Origin of the sequence: Sphingomonas sp. GlSt437, from assembly GCF_048015635.2 — a bacterium.
Lineage (GTDB): Bacteria > Pseudomonadota > Alphaproteobacteria > Sphingomonadales > Sphingomonadaceae > Sphingomonas.
Map to the genome: position 1 here is coordinate 194,511 of NZ_JBPGYA010000003.1, position 15,391 is coordinate 209,901.

Here is a 15,391-nt window from a genome sequence, read left to right on the forward strand (position 1 = left end):
CGGTCAAGGCCGGGGTGACGATTACTGCGGAAACATTGAATAGGGCAGGGATAAGTGACCGCACCGCGCATCGCCATCATCCTGCCTTGCTATAACGAGGAAGCCGCGATCGCGCAGACGGTCGCGGGCTTTCGCGCCGCACTGCCCGATGCGACCGTTTATGTTTACGACAACAACAGCCGCGATCGCACGGTGGAGGTCGCGCGCGCGGCCGGGGCTGTCGTCCGCACCGAGCGGATGCAGGGCAAGGGCAATGTCGTCCGCCGCATGTTCGCCGATGTCGACGCCGATATCTATGTGATGGCCGATGGCGACGCGACTTATGACGCCGCCTCCGCGCCCGCGCTGGTCGCGCGGCTGATCGACGAGCAGCTCGACATGGTCGTCGGTTCGCGCGTCACGCAGGCAGAAGCCGCGTATCGGCGCGGGCACCAGTTCGGCAATGCCTTGTTGACGGGGATGCTAGCGCGGCTGTTCGGTCGGAGTTTTACCGATATTCTGTCGGGTTATCGCGTGTTTTCGCGACGCTTTGTCAAGAGTTTCCCGGTGCTGTCGGCGGGCTTCGAAATCGAAACCGAGATCAGCGTCCATGCGCTCGAGCTCAAGATGCCGGTCGCCGAGATCGAGACGCCCTATTTTGCGCGGCCCGAAGGATCGGTGTCGAAGCTCAACACTTATGGTGACGGCTTTCGCATCCTGAACACCATTATCACGCTCTACCGCATCGAGCGGCCGATGCTTTTCTTCGGGCTGATCGGCGGTGTGCTTGCCCTGGCGGCGCTGATTCTGTCGATCCCGCTTGCCATCACTTATGCGCAGACCGGCTTGGTCCCGCGCTTGCCGACGGCAGTGCTCGTAACGGGGTTGATGATCCTCGCCGCGCTCAACGGCTTTACCGGGCTGATTCTCGACACGGTCGTCCGCGGCCGCCGCGAGGTTCGGCGGCTGGCCTATCTCGCTTATCCGGCACGGGGCGGCGGGGACTGATCCCAGCCGCCCGAGCAAGCATGGTCAGAACTTGATCTCGTCGATCGAGTTGATGACGGTGCCGAGAATGCCGTACTCCTTGGCTTCCTCGGTTGACATCCAGTAATCGCGCTCGATGTCGTCGCGAACACGCTCAACCGGCTGGCCCGTTGCCCGCGAGATGACCTGCGCCAGGCGCTCACGCATCTTAACGATTTCCTTGGCCTGGATCGCGATGTCGGTCGCGCGGCCGCCGGCACCGCCCGAGGGCTGGTGGATCAGGAAGCGGGTGTTGGGCAGGCAGAAGCGCCGTTCCTTCGCCGCACCGAGGAAGATGTGCGTGCCGGCGCTCGCCACCCAGCCGGTACCGATCACCGCGACCGGCGAGCGGATGAAAGTGATGAGATCGTGGATCGTATCGCCCGATTCGACATGGCCGCCGGGCGAATTGACGAACAGCTTGATCGGGTCGTGATTGATATGATCGAGATAAAGCAGCTGCGAGGCGACCGTCTGCGCCAGCTTCTGGTCGATGCCGCCGAAGATCAGCACGGTGCGCGCCTCGAGGAACTTCATCATCAGCGGGCCCGGCGTCGCGCCCGATTTTTCCTCGCCCTCATCTTCGTCGTCGAGGCGGGGGAGGCGGAAATCGCGATCGAGCATGTAAGAAACCCTTCAGTCTTGGTTGTCGCCGCTGAGGTAGGCGTCCCTGTCGGTGCGTGCAAGCGGGACGGATCGGTGAGCCGAGCGGAGCGGTGGGGGGCTTGCGCCCGTCCAACTGAGGCCAGATATAGGCGGCAGCTTATGAACAAGGATATGACCCTGATGGACCCCCTGTACGACGCGCCGCACAGTGCGCTGGTGCCTGTCGTCATCGAACAGTCGAACCGCGGCGAGCGCAGCTTCGACATCTATTCGCGCTTGCTGCGCGAACGCATCATCTTTGTGACCGGGCCGGTCGAGGATTACATGGCGTCGCTGATCACGGCGCAGCTGCTGTTCCTCGAATCGGAAAATCCGAAGAAAGACATCTACATGTACATCAACTCGCCGGGCGGCGTCGTCACGGCGGGCATGGCGATCCATGACACGATGCAGTATATCCGCCCCGACGTGGCGACGGTGTGCATCGGCCAGGCCGCCTCGATGGGCAGCTTCCTGCTGGCCGCGGGCGCCAAGGGCAAGCGGATCGCGCTCACCAACGCGCGGATCATGGTGCACCAGCCCTCGGGCGGTGCGCAGGGCCAGGCGAGCGATATCGAGATCCAGGCCAAGGAGATCCTGCGGATCCGGGCGCGGATGAACGAGCTTTACGCGCGCTACACCGGCCAGCCGATCGAGGTGGTCGAGTCCGCGATGGAGCGCGACAAGTTCATGTCGGCCGACGAAGCCAAGGCGTTCGGGCTGGTCGACGAAGTGTTCGACCGGCGGCCGGTGCCGGGTGAAGAAGGCGGTTTGTCGGCGGTCGCCTGACCCGAATCTTGTTAGCAAGATTTTAGATTGTCGGATTGATGGAGGCCGGTCTATCATGACCGGCCAGGGGGCGCAGATGCGCGCGAAGGAAGTATTGAATGCCCAAGCTCGACGGCGGTGATTCCAAGAGCACGCTTTATTGCTCGTTCTGCGGCAAGTCGCAGCACGAGGTGCGCAAGCTCATCGCTGGCCCCACGGTTTTCATTTGCGATGAGTGCGTTGAGCTTTGCAACGACATCATCCGCGAAGAAACCAAATCCAGCCTCGTCTCCAAGAAAGACGGGGGCGTGCCCTCGCCGCAGGAAATCTGCGACGTGCTCGATGATTATGTGATCGGCCAGAAGCGCGCCAAGCGCGTGCTGTCGGTGGCGGTGCACAATCATTACAAACGGCTCAACCACGGCGCCAAGGGTGCGGATGTCGAGCTCGCCAAGTCGAACATCCTGCTTGTGGGGCCGACCGGTTGCGGCAAGACGTTGCTCGCGCAGACGCTGGCGCGCATCCTCGATGTGCCCTTCACGATGGCCGACGCGACGACGCTGACCGAGGCGGGTTATGTCGGCGAGGATGTCGAGAATATCATCCTGAAGTTGCTCCAGGCGAGCGACTATAATGTCGAGCGGGCGCAGCGCGGCATTGTCTATATCGACGAGATCGACAAGATCAGCCGCAAGGCCGAGAACCCCTCGATCACCCGCGACGTGTCGGGCGAGGGCGTGCAGCAGGCGCTGCTCAAGCTGATGGAAGGCACGACCGCCAGCGTGCCGCCACAGGGTGGCCGCAAGCATCCGCAACAGGAGTTCCTCCAGGTCGACACGACCAACATCCTGTTCATCTGCGGTGGCGCGTTCAGCGGGCTCGAGAAGATCATTGGCGATCGCCTGGAAGGCAAGTCGATCGGCTTCGGCGCGCATGTCGCCGCGCCCGAGGAGCGCCGAACTGGTGAGACGCTGAAATCGGTCGAGCCCGAGGACTTGCTCAAGTTCGGCTTGATCCCGGAGTTCGTCGGTCGCTTGCCGGTGATCGCGACGCTGGAAGACCTCGATGTCGAGGCACTGGTCAAGATTCTGACCGAGCCCAAGAACGCGCTGGTCAAGCAGTATCAGAAGCTGTTCGACATGGAGAATGTGAAGCTCGGCTTCACCGATGACGCGCTGGTCACCGTCTCCAAGAAGGCAATCGACCGCAAGACCGGCGCGCGCGGGCTACGCTCGATCCTGGAAGCGATCCTGCTCGATACCATGTTCGATCTGCCAGGGATGGACGGCGTCGACGAAGTGATGATCGACAAGGACGTGGTCGACGGTCGCAAAGACCCGATCCGCGTCTACGCCAAAAAGGAAAAGGCCGGCGGCGCTGCCTGAGCCTTGGTTGAGCGGCGATGGCTGACGCGCCGCCGCTCGTCCTAGCGACTCGCGACCATCGCGATGCCGTTGCCGCGATGCTGGCACGGGCGTTTGCCGATGATCCGGCGATGTCGTTCATTTTTCCCGATCCCCAAGTCCGCGCCCGCAAATTGCCGGCGCTGTTCCAGCTGTTGTTCGACGCCGATGCGGCGCACGGCGTGCGGTTGATCACAGCGGGCGGGGAAGCAGCGACGCTCTGGCGCGCGCCTGGCCATGCGGCGACCGGCATCGGCGAGATGCTGCGCCATGCGTTCCCCATGCTGGCGACCTTCGGCACCGCGCTGGGCCGGGCGCTGGCGGTATCGAACGCGATCAGCGCGCATATGCCGGCAGGTGGCTATTGGTATCTCCACATCGCCGGCTGCGATCCCGCGCATCAGGGCAAGGGGCTGGGCGGTGCGGCGATCGGCGGCGGGCTCGATCGGGTCGCGCGCGGCCGCCTACCCGCCTATCTTGAAACCGCGACCGAGAGCAATCTTGGCCTTTATCAGCATTATGGTTTTCGCGTCCTCGGCGATTGGCGCGTGCCCGGCGGCGGCCCGCACTTCTGGTCGATGTGGCGCGATCCATAAACACTCATCGAAACAAACACTTAGCTGCGTTGATTGGCTGCTGATGGCCTTCCCGAACAAGGGCGATCGCTTGCGAATGTTCCCTAATGTTCCCACTCATGCGATGTTTTCCGACAACGCCGGGGCGGGGCCGATCGCCCCACGGGCCTGCGATAGCGGCATCCACGAAGATAAAGAGCGCTGGACGAGATTAAGGCGAAATCGAGCGGTAGGACAGGGATGTTGGCGCTACAGCACGCCGGGGATGAAGCGCTTCACGCGCGCCGCATAAGCATCATAGGCTGCGCCGAATTCGGCGCGCAGGACTTGCTCCTCCAGCTGAACGCGGAGCACCGTGCCGATCACATAGAGCGGCACGCCGACGATCAGATTGGCGAGATGGCCATAAGCGATCGCCATCGCCCACATGAACAGGAACAGCGCGACATAGATGGGATTGCGCACGATCGCGAAGGGGCCGGTGGTGACGAGATTGGCGTCCCCGCGGGTGCGCGCGACCAGCGCCCAGTTCTTGCCCATCGTCCGCGATGACCAGTCGAACAGCCCGATCGTTGCCAGCATCAGCGCGAGGACGACCGCGCCTCGAATCAGCGCGCCGGTCGACCAGTCATCAGGCTGAACGGCAATCGGGCCGAAGCCTGCCGCGCCGATGCCTAAGCCCTGCACGGCAATCCAAAGCCACGACGCGGACGCGCGCCGCCCACCGCTATCGGGGCCGGCGGCCGTAACGCGGCGGCGCGCGGCGAAGAAAGCAACGATCCACAGCACGCCGCCGACACCCAGCGCGATCAGGCCGGGAGGGCCAACGGGAGTCATGAGCCAGTGCATCGCCTTATCCTTCGATTGAATATGGCGTATTATATTAGCAATACACTAAGCTAGTCAACATTTCCCGGATCAGGCTCGGTCTGCAGACCGTGCTTCATCAGCATCGGCACATTGGCAGCGGCGAACAAGATGGTCAGCGGCACCACACCCCACAGCTTGAACCCCACCCAGAAATCCTGGCTGAAATTGCGGCGGACGATCTCGTTCAGCACCGCAAGCGCGATGAAAAACAGCGTCCAGTTGATCGTCAGCTTGCGCCAGCCGAGCGGGGTCAGGCCGGGATAGGCATCACCCAGCACTTGCTGGAGCAACGGTCGATCCGTCACCAGCCCGAACGCGAGCAGCAAGGCGAGCAGGCCGTAGATGATCGTCGGCTTCAGCTGGATGAAATAGGCGTCGCGGAACCAGAGCGTCAGCCCGCCGAACACGATGACGAGCACTCCGGTGAGCAACAGCATCGGCGAGACGCGGCCGGTCTTGGCGAGCGACAGCCCGATCGCGATCGAAATGGCGAGGATAAACGCTGCCGTCGCCGCCATCAGCCGGACCAGCGGCAGGCCGGGCACGAGAAAATTGATCGCGAAAAAGGCGAGCAGCGGGCCGTAATCGATCGCCAGCTTCATGCCGGGGCTGAGCTCACGGCGGGGCAGGGGGCCAGTCATTTGCGCACTCTCTCCACGCCGGCGATGATCCGCGCGACTTCGTTGGCGTCGAAGGGGCGCAGATCGTCGATGCCTTCGCCAATGCCGATCGCGTGGATCGGCAGGCCGAACCGCTCGGCTGCGGACACCAGCACGCCGCCGCGCGCAGTGCCGTCAAGCTTGGTCATCACCAGGCCGGTGACGCCGGCGGTCTCGCGGAACACGTCGATCTGAGTCAGCGCATTCTGGCCTGTGGTCGCGTCGAGCACGAGCACCACGTCATGGGGCGCCGACGGATCGAGCCGGCCGAGCACCCGCTTGATCTTGGCGAGCTCGTCCATCAGCTCGGCGCGGTTGTGCAAGCGGCCGGCGGTGTCGACGATCAGCACGTCGATGCCTTGCTCGCTTGCCTGGCGCGCGGCGTCGAAGGCGACACCAGCGGCGTCTCCGCCCTCCGGCCCGCGCACCAGCGGCACGCCGGCGCGATCGGCCCAGGTCGCGAGCTGGCCGATCGCGGCGGCGCGGAAGGTGTCGCCGGCGGCGAGCATCACGCTTTTGCCCTGGTCCTTGAACAGGCGGGCGAGCTTGGCGATCGTCGTCGTCTTGCCCGATCCGTTGACGCCGATGACGAGGATGATGTGCGGCCGCCCGCCATCCCCGGTGAGCGGACGCGCGACCGGGGCGAGCGCCTTCTCAATTTCCTCGGCGACGATCAGGCGGATGCCGAGTTCTTCCATGTTGCGCTCGAAAAACTGATCGGCGAGGCGATCACGGACGCGCGTCGCCATTGCCGGGCCGAGATCGGACGCGATCAGCGCTTCCTCGATCTCGTCGAGCGTCGCGGCGTCGAGCTGGGCGGTGCCGAAGTTCGACAGGTTGTTGACCAGCCGGTCGGAGGTGCGCTTGAACCCGCCGAGCAGCCTTTCGTGCCAGCTCTTGCCGCTCATAAGAGAGTTCCGATCAGGTGATTTTGGTCGGCGGCGGTGACGCGGACGGGGATGATCGAGCCGGCGGGCGCGGGGCTTTCCCACCGCACCTCGGCGAAATTGGGGGCGTGGCCGCGCGTGCCGGGACGCTCGACGAGAACTGGCTGGACGGTACCGATTTGCGCGGCGAGCCATGCGGCGCGCTGGCGCTGGGCGGTGTCGCGCAGCTGGGCGGCGCGCTCCTTGCGGATCGGCGGCGGCACTTGCGGCATGCGCGCCGCCGGCGTGCCGTCGCGCGGCGAATAGGGGAAGATGTGGGCGTGGACGATCCGGGCATCGTCGATCAGCGCCAGCGTGTTGGCGAACATCGCCTCGTCCTCAGTCGGGAAGCCGGCGATGAGGTCAGCGCCGATCGCGATGTCGGGCCGGCGCGCCTTGAGCCGCTCGATGATCGCCAGCGCCTGCGCGCGGCTGTGGCGGCGCTTCATTCGCTTCAGGATCATATCGTCGCCCGCCTGCAGCGAGAGATGGAGGTGGGGCATGATGCGCGCCTCGCCGGTGACGAGCTCGAATAGGCGATCGTCGATTTCGATCGAGTCCAGCGACGAGAGGCGCAGGCGTTCCAGGGCCGGCACGTAGCGCAGGATGCGTTCGACGAGATGGCCGAGGCTTGGCTGGCCGGGCAGGTCATGGCCATAGCTGGTGAGATCGACACCGGTGAGCACGACTTCGCGGTGCCCGGCATCGACTAAGGCGGCGATCTGATCGATCACCGCACCGGCGGGCAGCGAGCGGCTGTCGCCGCGCCCGAATGGGATGGCGCAGAAAGTGCAGCGATGGTCGCAGCCATTCTGCACCTCGACAAAGGCGCGGGCATGGCCGGTGAAGCTGGTGGTGGGCGCGGCGACGGCGGTCGCGGTAGCCATGTCGGGGACGATCAGCGGGTCGCGGCTGTTCCAGGCCGCACGATCATGCTTCACCGCATTGCCGATCACGCGGTCGACCTCGGGCATCGCGGCAAAGGCGTGCGGGTCGATCTGCGCGGCGCAGCCGGTGACGATCAGCTCGGCATTGGGCGAGGCGCGGCGCGCGCGGCGGATCGCGGCGCGGGTCTCGACCACTGCCTCGTTGGTGACCGCGCAACTGTTGATGACGACCGAATCGCGACCCGCGATCAACGCGCGGATCGCCTCGCTTTCGGCGAGGTTGAGGCGACAGCCGAGCGTCACGATACGCGGCTCGGGGCGCGGCGGCGCAAGCAGCTGGGGCGGATCGATATCGGCCATCGGCCGCCCTCCTAGGTAAGGGCGGCGCGCAAGTCCATGCCGCAGCCTTAGCCGGCTTTGCGCAAATCCTCGGTCGGGGCGGTGGGCTCGGCGGCGGTTGGCACGTCGATCAGCCGCCGCTCGGCAAGCAGGCCGCGCGCGTTACGGGCGTGCATCGGCCGGCCATAGCGATAGCCCTGGCCGCGATCGCAACCGAGCGCGCGGACGCGTGCCTCGATCGCTTCGTCTTCGATGCCCTCGGCGGTGACCGGCAGATTGAGGCTTTCGGCGAGCCGCGTAATCGCGGTGACCACCGCCGCGCTTTCGGAATTGGTGTTGAGCGTGGTGATGAAGCTGCGATCGATCTTGATGCGATCGAACGGAATGGCGCGGAGATGCGCGATCGACGAATAGCCGGTGCCGAAATCATCGAGCGCGACGCGGATGCCCTGGTTCTTCAGGCTCGCCGTCACGCCTTGCGCGAGCGACAGGTTAGTGAACAGCGCTGCCTCGGTGATATCGATTTCCAGCCGTTGCGCGGGGAAGCCCGATTCCGCGAGCAGTTTCAGGATCTTTTGTGCCAGCCATGGATCGCGCAGCTGCGAGGGCGCGATGTTGACGGTGAGGGTGAGCGCTGCATTCCAGTCGCGTGCTGCCTGGAAGGCCTGATGCATCACCGCCATCGACAGGTCGGCGATCAGCCCGCTTTCCTCGGCGACAGTAATGAACTGATCGGGCGGCACCAGCCCCCGCATCGGGTGCTCCCAGCGCGCCAGCACTTCGAAGCCGCGCAGGCGCCCGGTGGTCAAGTCGATCTGCTGCTCGAAATACGGCACGATCTGCTGCTGCGGGATGGCGATGCGCAGGTTCGCCTCGGTCTCGTTGCGCGCGGAAAGCTCGCGCTCCATCGATTCGTCAAACCACATGAAGCGGTTGCGCCCCGCGCTTTTGGCGGCGGCAACGGCGATGTCGGCGCTGCGCAACAACGTGTCGATCGCGCCGATGGTCGCCGCCGAGCGCGCGATGCCGATCGAGGCGCCGAGCTGGATCGGCCGGCCGTCGACCACCAGCGGTTGGGCGAGGCGCTGGCATAATTGATCGGCAAGCCGCTCGATCGGGTCGGCATAAGGCGCATCGAACAGCAGCGCGGCGGCAAAGCTGTCGCCACCCAATCGGCCGATCAGCGTGCCGGAGGGCAGGATGGCGGCAATCTCGTCGGCCACCTGGCGCAGCGCCGCATCGCCGATCGCATGGCCGTGGAGATCGTTGACGGTGCGGAAATGGTCGATGTCGATAACGAGCAGTGCGGTCGCCTTGTTGCGGCGCTCGCCTTGCGCGATCAGCGCGGCGCCTTGCTCGGTCAGCGCGCGGCGGCTGAGCAGGCCGGTGAGCGGATCGGCCGCGGCAAGCGCGCGGGCACGATCATCAGCCGCGAGGCGCAGCATCACGTCGCGGCGGAAATCCTGATGCCGGCGCCACCCGAACAGAATGACCGCGATATTGAGAATCAGGGCGATCTCCAGTGTACGGTCGACAGCTGCGTTGCCGAGCAGGGCGCGCTGCACCACGGTCGCCAGCACCGAGCTTGCCGTGCCGACGAACAGCAGGATCGCGCCGAGCGTCACCGTGCTCGCCAGCGGGGGTTGCGTTTGCAGCGGCGCGTCGTTCGGCTGTGCGCCGCTCAAATTTCTGAGCATTGGTTGCTTGTCCCCTGGCGTTGTGCCGCAGCCCTAGCCCAGCCACCATGTAAGCGGGGTTAAACGCCATGGTTGCGAAATCGTCGCCAACGCGCTAGGGGCGCCCCACGATCGTTCCAGACAGGAGCGTTGCCATAGCGCCCAAGGGCGCACGCCGGCCGACGAGGTTTCGTCCGCCGGCGTGTTTTGCGTTGTGGCTTTGGCGGCGTTTTGGCCTGGCGATCGAAATGGAGTGACCGCATGTTCGACAGTTTGAGCGAGCGCCTTGGCAGCGTCTTTGAGCGGCTTCGCGGCCGTGGCGCGCTGACCGAGGCCGATGTGCGCCAAGCGATGCGCGAAGTGCGCGTGGCGCTGCTTGAAGCCGACGTGGCGCTGCCGGTCGCGCGCGAGTTCGTCGACAAGGTGACCGAACAGGCGGTCGGCCAGCAAGTGCTCCGCTCGGTCACGCCGGGGCAGCAAGTCGTCAAGATCGTCAGCGATGCACTGACCGAGATGCTCGGCGCCGAGCAGAGCGACCTTGAGATTGCCGTCACCCCGCCCGCAATCATCATGATGGTCGGCCTGCAGGGCTCGGGCAAGACGACGACCACCGCCAAGATCGCCAAGCGCCTGAAGGAAAAAGAGCGCAAAAAGGTGTTGATGGCGTCCTTGGACGTCAATCGACCGGCCGCGCAGGAGCAGCTTGCGGTATTGGGCACGCAGATCGAGGTGGCGACGCTGCCGATCGTCGCGGGCCAGCAGCCGGTCGACATCGCGCGGCGCGCGGTGCAGGCGGCCAAGCTGCAGGGCTATGACGTGCTGCTGCTCGACACGGCGGGGCGCCTCCACGTCGATCAGGCGCTGATGGACGAGATGCGCGCAGTCGCCGAGGTGGCGACGCCGCACGAAATCCTGCTCGTCGTCGACTCGCTGACGGGCCAGGACGCGGTCAACGTCGCCAGCAATTTCAACGAGCAGGTGCCGCTGACCGGCGTGGTGCTGACCCGCATGGACGGCGATGCGCGCGGTGGTGCGGCGCTCTCAATGCGCGCCGTCACTGGCAAGCCGATCAAGTTCGCCGGCATCGGCGAGAAGATGGACGCGATCGAGCCGTTCCATCCGGGCCGCGTTGCCGGGCGCATTCTCGGCATGGGCGATGTCGTCAGTCTCGTCGAGAAAGCCGCCGAAGCGATCCAGGCCGAGGAAGCCGAGCGCATGGCGATGCGGCTCGCCAAGGGCCAGTTCGACATGAACGATCTGCGCGGCCAGTTGGGCCAGATGCGCCGCATGGGCGGCCTCGGCGCGCTCGCCGGCATGATGCCCGGCATGAAAAAGGCGCAGGCCGCGGTCGATCAGGTCGGCGGCGACAAGGTGCTGGTGCGGATGGAAGCGATCATCGGATCGATGACCACCAAGGAGCGCGCCAAGCCCGAAATCCTGTCGGCCAAGCGCAAGATCCGCATCGCCAACGGCTCGGGGACGACGGTGCAGGACGTCAACAAGGTGCTGAAGATGCACCAGGAAATGGCGACCGCGATGAAGCGGCTGAAGAAAATGGGCGGCATCAAGGGCATGATGGCGATGCTCGGCCAGAAGGGCCCCGGCGGCGGCATGGGCGGCATCGGCAACGCGATGGGCGGCGCCGAGCTTGGCGATATGCTCGGCAAGATGGGCGATGGATTGCCCGGGCTCGGCGGACCGGGGATGCCCAAATTGCCGCCCGGTTTCCAGAATTTCATGAAAAAGAAGTGAGTTGCGTCCGTCATCCCAGCGCAAGCTGGGATCGCGGGACGCAAGGGAAAACCCAAGAACGAGACGACCCCAGCTTGTGCTGGGGTGACGATTAGAAAGAAGGAAGAATAATGGCACTCAGCATTCGTTTGTCGCGCGGCGGTTCCAAGGCGCGCCCCTATTACCGGATCGTCGTGGCGGACTCGCGCTCCCCGCGCGATGGCCGCTTCATCGAGAAGATCGGCAACTACAACCCGCTGCTGGCGAAGGACTCGCCGCAGCGCGTCCAGCTCGATGGCGATCGCGCCAAGCATTGGCTGAGCGTCGGTGCGCAGCCGACCGATCGCGTTGCTCGCTTCCTCGATGCCGCCGGCATCCGCGAGCGCGCCGCGCGCAACAACCCCAAGAAGGGCGAGCCCGGCGAAAAGGCCAAGGAACGCGCCGAGGAGCGTGCCGAGAAGCTGAAGGCCGCGCAGGAAGCCGCCGCCGAGGCCGCCGCGGCGGCGCCCGAGCCTGAGCCGGTCGTCGAGGAAGCGCCGGTCGCTGAGGAAGCGGCTCCCGTGGCCGAAGAAGCTGCGCCCGTCGAAGAGGTGGCTCCGGTTGCCGAAGAGACCGCGCCAGCTGAAGAAGCTGCGCCGGTTGCGGAGGAAGCCGCTCCCGCTGCCGAGGCACCTGCTGCCGAAGCGACCGAAGCCACGCCCGACAGCGACGCCGGCGACACCACTGCAGCCGCCGAAGGCGAAAGCGCCCAGGCACCGGCCGAAGGCTGATGGCCGACACACCCGTCACGCTTGCGGTCGTCATCGGCGCGCATGGCGTGGCGGGGGAAGTGCGGCTCAAGGTCTTTGCCGACGATCTGGGCCGTTACAAAAGCTTCAATGACGGCGCGCTGACGCTCACCAGCCTGCGCGCCGGCAGCAACGGCGCCATCGCGCGATTCAAACAGGTCGCCGATCGTAATGCTGCCGAGGCATTGCGCGGTACCGAACTCACCGTACCGCGCAGCGCATTGCCGCCGCTGGCCGATGGCGAATATTATCATGCCGACCTGATTGGGCTCGCCGTCGAGACCATTGAGGGCGAAGCTGTCGGCCGCGTCGTGCTCGTCGAGAATTTCGGCGCCGGCGATGTGCTCGAGATCGAAAAGCACGACGGCAAGCGCTTCATGGCGCCGATGAACGCGGCAGCGGTGCCCGAATGGAATGCCGAGCGGCTAATGCTCGATAGCGCGTTCGTCGAGCTGTGACCTTCGCCGCAACTGTCCTGACGCTCTACCCCGAGATGTTTCCCGGCCCGCTCGGCCTGTCGCTGGCGGGGCGGGCGCTTGGAGAGGGCATCTGGTCGCTCGATGCGATCAACATCCGCGATTTTGCGACCGACAAGCATCGCACCGTTGACGATACGCCGGCGGGCGGGGGGGCGGGGATGGTGTTGCGGGCGGATATCTGTGCTGCGGCCCTCGACAGTGTGACCGATGGGCGGCCAATGCTGGCGATGAGCCCGCGTGGGCGACCGCTCACACAGGCGCGCGTGCGCGAGCTTGCCGCCGGCCCGGGCGCGATCATCCTGTGCGGCCGCTTCGAGGGCTTTGACGAGCGATTGTTCGAGGCGCGACCGATCGAGCTCGTCTCGATCGGCGACTATGTCCTCTCCGGCGGCGAAATGGCGGCGCTCACGCTGCTTGACGCTTGCATTCGGCTGCTTCCCGGCGTAATGGGCGCGCCTTCCAGCGGGGACGAGGAAAGCTTCGAAAGCGGCCTTCTCGAATATCCGCATTACACCCGACCTGTTGACTGGGAAGGGCGCACGATCCCCGAAGTGCTGCGATCGGGGGATCATGCGAAGATCGCGGCCTGGCGCAAGTCGATGGCCGAGAGCGAGACACGGCTAAGGAGGCCGGACCTGTGGGAGCGCCATAAGGGCGCTCGGGTCGACCTCCCTCTGGCGCGCAGCGACGAGACGAAGGAAGACCAGTCGTGAACCTCATCCAGCAGATCGAGGCCGAGAACATCGCCAAGTTTCTCGAAGCCAAGAAGATCCCCGATTTCCGCCCCGGCGATACGCTGAAGGTCGGCGTGAAGGTCGTCGAAGGCGACCGCACCCGCGTCCAGAATTACGAAGGCGTCTGCATCGCGCGCTCGAACAAGGGCATGGGCAGCAACTTCACGGTGCGCAAGATCAGCTTCGGCGAGGGCGTCGAGCGCGTTTTCCCGCTCTATTCGCCCAACATCGATTCGATCGAGGTGGTGCGCAAGGGCGTCGTCCGTCGCGCCAAGCTCTATTATCTGCGCGGTCGCCGCGGCAAATCGGCACGCATCGCCGAACGTCGCGACACGCGCACGCAGGAAGACGCGGCCTGAGCCACGGTTTTTTCGGTGTGATTGCATGGGGCGTCGGGGCAACCCGGCGCCTCTTTCGCGTCAGGCGGGCATGATCCGCCAGAGGATGGCGAGCAGCGTGATGATCGCGGCGGGGGCATAGGCGGCCAGCCATCGGTTGCGGGGCAGCCGCGCGCCGTCGGCGACATCGGCGACGACGATCGCGCTCGCCAGCCCGGCGCCGAGCATCGTCCACAAATGATAGCGCAGCTCCGACGCGACGCTGACGGCGGCATAGCCCAGGCCGTACAGCGCCGATGACAGCGCCAGCGGCACGATGATCCGCGCGTGCGGCAGTGCACTACCAATGCCGAGCGCGCCGAGCGCCAGCCCTATCCACACGATCGGCCACTCGACCGGCGTGTGCGAGAAGGCCCAGGCATAATCGTTGATCAGCCGCCGCGCCCAATTGTCGCTGACCTGATAATGCCAGGGATTGGGCGCATCGGGCACCTGGCCGGCGATCTCGCTTTCGTCATGGACCAGGAAGCGGCTCATGATGTTGAAATGGCCCCAGCGGTGGCGCGCATAGGCAACCGGGTGCGCGGCGATGGCCTTTACCCAATAGAGTTGGGGGTTCACCTTGTTCTCGGCGAACCAGTCCTGGATGCCGTAAAATTCCATCGGGCAGAGCGGATCGACCCACCAGCTATAACTGTCCCACTTCACGGGGTTGTAGCAGGTGCGATTGGCCGCGACCGGGGCCTTCACCTCATCGAGCGGCGGGAAAATGTTGGTGCCGCTGTAATAGGTAATGCCGCCGAGATCGAAGATGACGAGCGAGAGCTCCACGCCGCTTTTCTCGGCGCGGAGCAGGCGATTGGCGACCGGCAGCGCGGCGACCATCATCAGCGTGATGGCGAGCGTCACGCTGGCAAGCCGCCGCCAGCCTGAGCGCCAAGCTGACGGGATGAGCGCGACGCCGAGCGGCACCGTCGCCAGGAATGCGTTGAACCGCAGCGTCGACGCTGCAACGAGCAGCGCAATCCCGAGCGCGCGCCAGCCGATGTGGCGATCCGCCTTGCCCTCGACGCTCAGCCAGATGCCGCAAGCGGCGAGGATGGCGCCGGTCATCAGGCAATCCTTGACGACGGCGCCCATGATCGAGATCGAACCCGGCATCACCGCGACCGCCGCGATCGCGACCGCCAGCCAGCGCCGGCCATCACGCAGCGCCCAGGCGGCGAGCGCCGCAATCCCCACCCAGTAAAGTGCGATCTGGAGGAGGAACATCAGGATTGGCCCCTGGTGAATGGGCACCAGCACCCGCCACAGTCCCTCCATCGCCGGCGGGTGCCAGTCGTCGAACTTGCCCGACAGCGCCTGGTCGTACTGGCGGATCGAATCCCATGTCATGATCCCCGGCGAGAAGGCGGCCAGCGTCAGCAGCAGGCCGGCGCCGCCGATCAGGATCGTGAGCGCCAGCGGCAAGCGGTCGCGCGCGGGAAGGAAGATCGCCATCGCTCAAGCCTTGCCGGGGCGGGTCGGGCGCCGTCAAGCCATGGCGGCTTTACCGTTGCGCGCCAGGC

Annotated in this window: 15 protein-coding genes and 1 pseudogene; 9 read left to right on the plus strand and 7 right to left on the minus strand. The window is 65.5% G+C overall.

Annotated features, from left to right (window positions below; translation table 11 throughout):
* The first annotated feature begins 54 nt into the window (after positions 1-54).
* Entirely contained in the window at positions 55-987 is a 933-nt protein-coding gene (locus tag ACLB0R_RS14930; protein WP_416644142.1) for a glycosyltransferase family 2 protein, read from the plus strand.
* Positions 988-1,011: 24 nt separating this feature from the next.
* On the opposite strand, the gene ACLB0R_RS14935 is transcribed toward ACLB0R_RS14930, so the two are convergent.
* The gene (locus tag ACLB0R_RS14935; RefSeq protein WP_416644143.1) at positions 1,012-1,629 is read right to left on the minus strand and encodes an ATP-dependent Clp protease proteolytic subunit; all 618 of its coding nucleotides are present in this window, start codon (positions 1,627-1,629) and stop codon (positions 1,012-1,014) included.
* Positions 1,630-1,770: 141 nt separating this feature from the next.
* Here ACLB0R_RS14935 and clpP point away from each other — a divergent pair, with 141 nt between their 5' ends.
* From clpP to ACLB0R_RS14950, 3 genes are all read left to right on the plus strand, one after another.
* Entirely contained in the window at positions 1,771-2,439 is a 669-nt protein-coding gene (gene clpP / locus ACLB0R_RS14940) for an ATP-dependent Clp endopeptidase proteolytic subunit ClpP (protein WP_416644144.1), read from the plus strand.
* 98 nt (positions 2,440-2,537) lie between these two features.
* Positions 2,538-3,803, plus strand: coding sequence for an ATP-dependent Clp protease ATP-binding subunit ClpX (gene clpX / locus ACLB0R_RS14945; protein ID WP_416644145.1), 1,266 nt, complete (start codon positions 2,538-2,540; stop codon positions 3,801-3,803).
* Between the two features lie 17 nt (positions 3,804-3,820).
* Entirely contained in the window at positions 3,821-4,417 is a 597-nt protein-coding gene (locus ACLB0R_RS14950) for a GNAT family N-acetyltransferase (protein WP_416644146.1), read from the plus strand.
* A gap of 228 nt (positions 4,418-4,645) precedes the next feature.
* On the opposite strand, the gene ACLB0R_RS14955 is transcribed toward ACLB0R_RS14950, so the two are convergent.
* Genes ACLB0R_RS14955 through ACLB0R_RS14975 form a run of 5 tightly spaced genes read right to left on the minus strand, consistent with a single transcriptional unit; the run spans position 4,646 to position 9,774 of the window.
* A complete protein-coding gene (locus ACLB0R_RS14955) occupies positions 4,646-5,245 on the minus strand; it encodes a methyltransferase family protein (protein WP_416644147.1) in 600 nt (199 codons plus the stop codon).
* Between the two features lie 50 nt (positions 5,246-5,295).
* Positions 5,296-5,907 (minus strand): septation protein A, encoded by a 612-nt coding sequence (locus ACLB0R_RS14960; protein WP_416644148.1) that lies wholly within the window; start codon positions 5,905-5,907, stop codon positions 5,296-5,298.
* Complete coding sequence (gene ftsY / locus ACLB0R_RS14965) at positions 5,904-6,833, minus strand: signal recognition particle-docking protein FtsY (RefSeq protein WP_416644149.1); 930 nt, start codon at positions 6,831-6,833, stop codon at positions 5,904-5,906. The genes ACLB0R_RS14960 and ftsY overlap by 4 nt, the downstream gene beginning before the upstream one ends.
* Entirely contained in the window at positions 6,830-8,098 is a 1,269-nt protein-coding gene (gene mtaB / locus ACLB0R_RS14970; protein ID WP_416644150.1) for a tRNA (N(6)-L-threonylcarbamoyladenosine(37)-C(2))-methylthiotransferase MtaB, read from the minus strand. Before mtaB ends, ftsY begins: the two co-directional genes overlap by 4 nt.
* A 47-nt stretch (positions 8,099-8,145) precedes the next feature.
* Entirely contained in the window at positions 8,146-9,774 is a 1,629-nt protein-coding gene (locus ACLB0R_RS14975) for a putative bifunctional diguanylate cyclase/phosphodiesterase (protein ID WP_416644151.1), read from the minus strand.
* Between the two features lie 240 nt (positions 9,775-10,014).
* On the opposite strand from ACLB0R_RS14975, the gene ffh reads away from it, so the two are divergent.
* The 5 genes and pseudogenes from ffh (at position 10,015) to rplS (ending at position 13,844) form a co-directional block, all read left to right on the plus strand.
* Positions 10,015-11,505 (plus strand): signal recognition particle protein, encoded by a 1,491-nt coding sequence (gene ffh, locus ACLB0R_RS14980; protein ID WP_416644152.1) that lies wholly within the window; start codon positions 10,015-10,017, stop codon positions 11,503-11,505.
* Between the two features lie 110 nt (positions 11,506-11,615).
* Positions 11,616-12,107: pseudogene (gene rpsP, locus ACLB0R_RS14985) on the plus strand (30S ribosomal protein S16); the annotation flags it as partial.
* 146 nt (positions 12,108-12,253) lie between these two features.
* Positions 12,254-12,730, plus strand: a complete 477-nt coding sequence (rimM, locus tag ACLB0R_RS14990) for a ribosome maturation factor RimM (protein WP_416644153.1) — start codon at positions 12,254-12,256, stop codon at positions 12,728-12,730.
* Positions 12,727-13,464 carry a tRNA (guanosine(37)-N1)-methyltransferase TrmD gene (gene trmD, locus ACLB0R_RS14995; protein WP_416644154.1) on the plus strand — a complete coding sequence of 246 codons (738 nt, stop codon included), beginning with the start codon at positions 12,727-12,729 and terminating at the stop codon, positions 13,462-13,464. The genes rimM and trmD overlap by 4 nt, the downstream gene beginning before the upstream one ends.
* Entirely contained in the window at positions 13,461-13,844 is a 384-nt protein-coding gene (gene rplS, locus ACLB0R_RS15000) for a 50S ribosomal protein L19 (protein ID WP_416644155.1), read from the plus strand. The genes trmD and rplS overlap by 4 nt, the downstream gene beginning before the upstream one ends.
* A 60-nt stretch (positions 13,845-13,904) precedes the next feature.
* Here the strand turns inward: rplS and ACLB0R_RS15005 are convergent, their stop codons facing one another.
* Entirely contained in the window at positions 13,905-15,323 is a 1,419-nt protein-coding gene (locus tag ACLB0R_RS15005; RefSeq protein ID WP_416644156.1) for a hypothetical protein, read from the minus strand.
* Between the last annotated feature and the right edge of the window lie 68 nt (positions 15,324-15,391).

Coding starts and splice junctions, on each gene's coding strand:
- ACLB0R_RS15005 (WP_416644156.1), bottom strand. CDS start 15,323: ATGGCGATCTTCCTTCCCGCGCGCGACCGCTTGCCGCTGGCGCTCACG.
- ACLB0R_RS14950 (WP_416644146.1), top strand. CDS start 3,821: ATGGCTGACGCGCCGCCGCTCGTCCTAGCGACTCGCGACCATCGCGAT.
- ACLB0R_RS14935 (WP_416644143.1), bottom strand. CDS start 1,629: ATGCTCGATCGCGATTTCCGCCTCCCCCGCCTCGACGACGAAGATGAG.
- ffh (WP_416644152.1), top strand. CDS start 10,015: ATGTTCGACAGTTTGAGCGAGCGCCTTGGCAGCGTCTTTGAGCGGCTT.
- rimM (WP_416644153.1), top strand. CDS start 12,254: ATGGCCGACACACCCGTCACGCTTGCGGTCGTCATCGGCGCGCATGGC.
- clpP (WP_416644144.1), top strand. CDS start 1,771: ATGAACAAGGATATGACCCTGATGGACCCCCTGTACGACGCGCCGCAC.
- ACLB0R_RS14960 (WP_416644148.1), bottom strand. CDS start 5,907: ATGACTGGCCCCCTGCCCCGCCGTGAGCTCAGCCCCGGCATGAAGCTG.
- ftsY (WP_416644149.1), bottom strand. CDS start 6,833: ATGAGCGGCAAGAGCTGGCACGAAAGGCTGCTCGGCGGGTTCAAGCGC.
- mtaB (WP_416644150.1), bottom strand. CDS start 8,098: ATGGCCGATATCGATCCGCCCCAGCTGCTTGCGCCGCCGCGCCCCGAG.
- ACLB0R_RS14955 (WP_416644147.1), bottom strand. CDS start 5,245: ATGCACTGGCTCATGACTCCCGTTGGCCCTCCCGGCCTGATCGCGCTG.
- clpX (WP_416644145.1), top strand. CDS start 2,538: ATGCCCAAGCTCGACGGCGGTGATTCCAAGAGCACGCTTTATTGCTCG.
- ACLB0R_RS14975 (WP_416644151.1), bottom strand. CDS start 9,774: ATGCTCAGAAATTTGAGCGGCGCACAGCCGAACGACGCGCCGCTGCAA.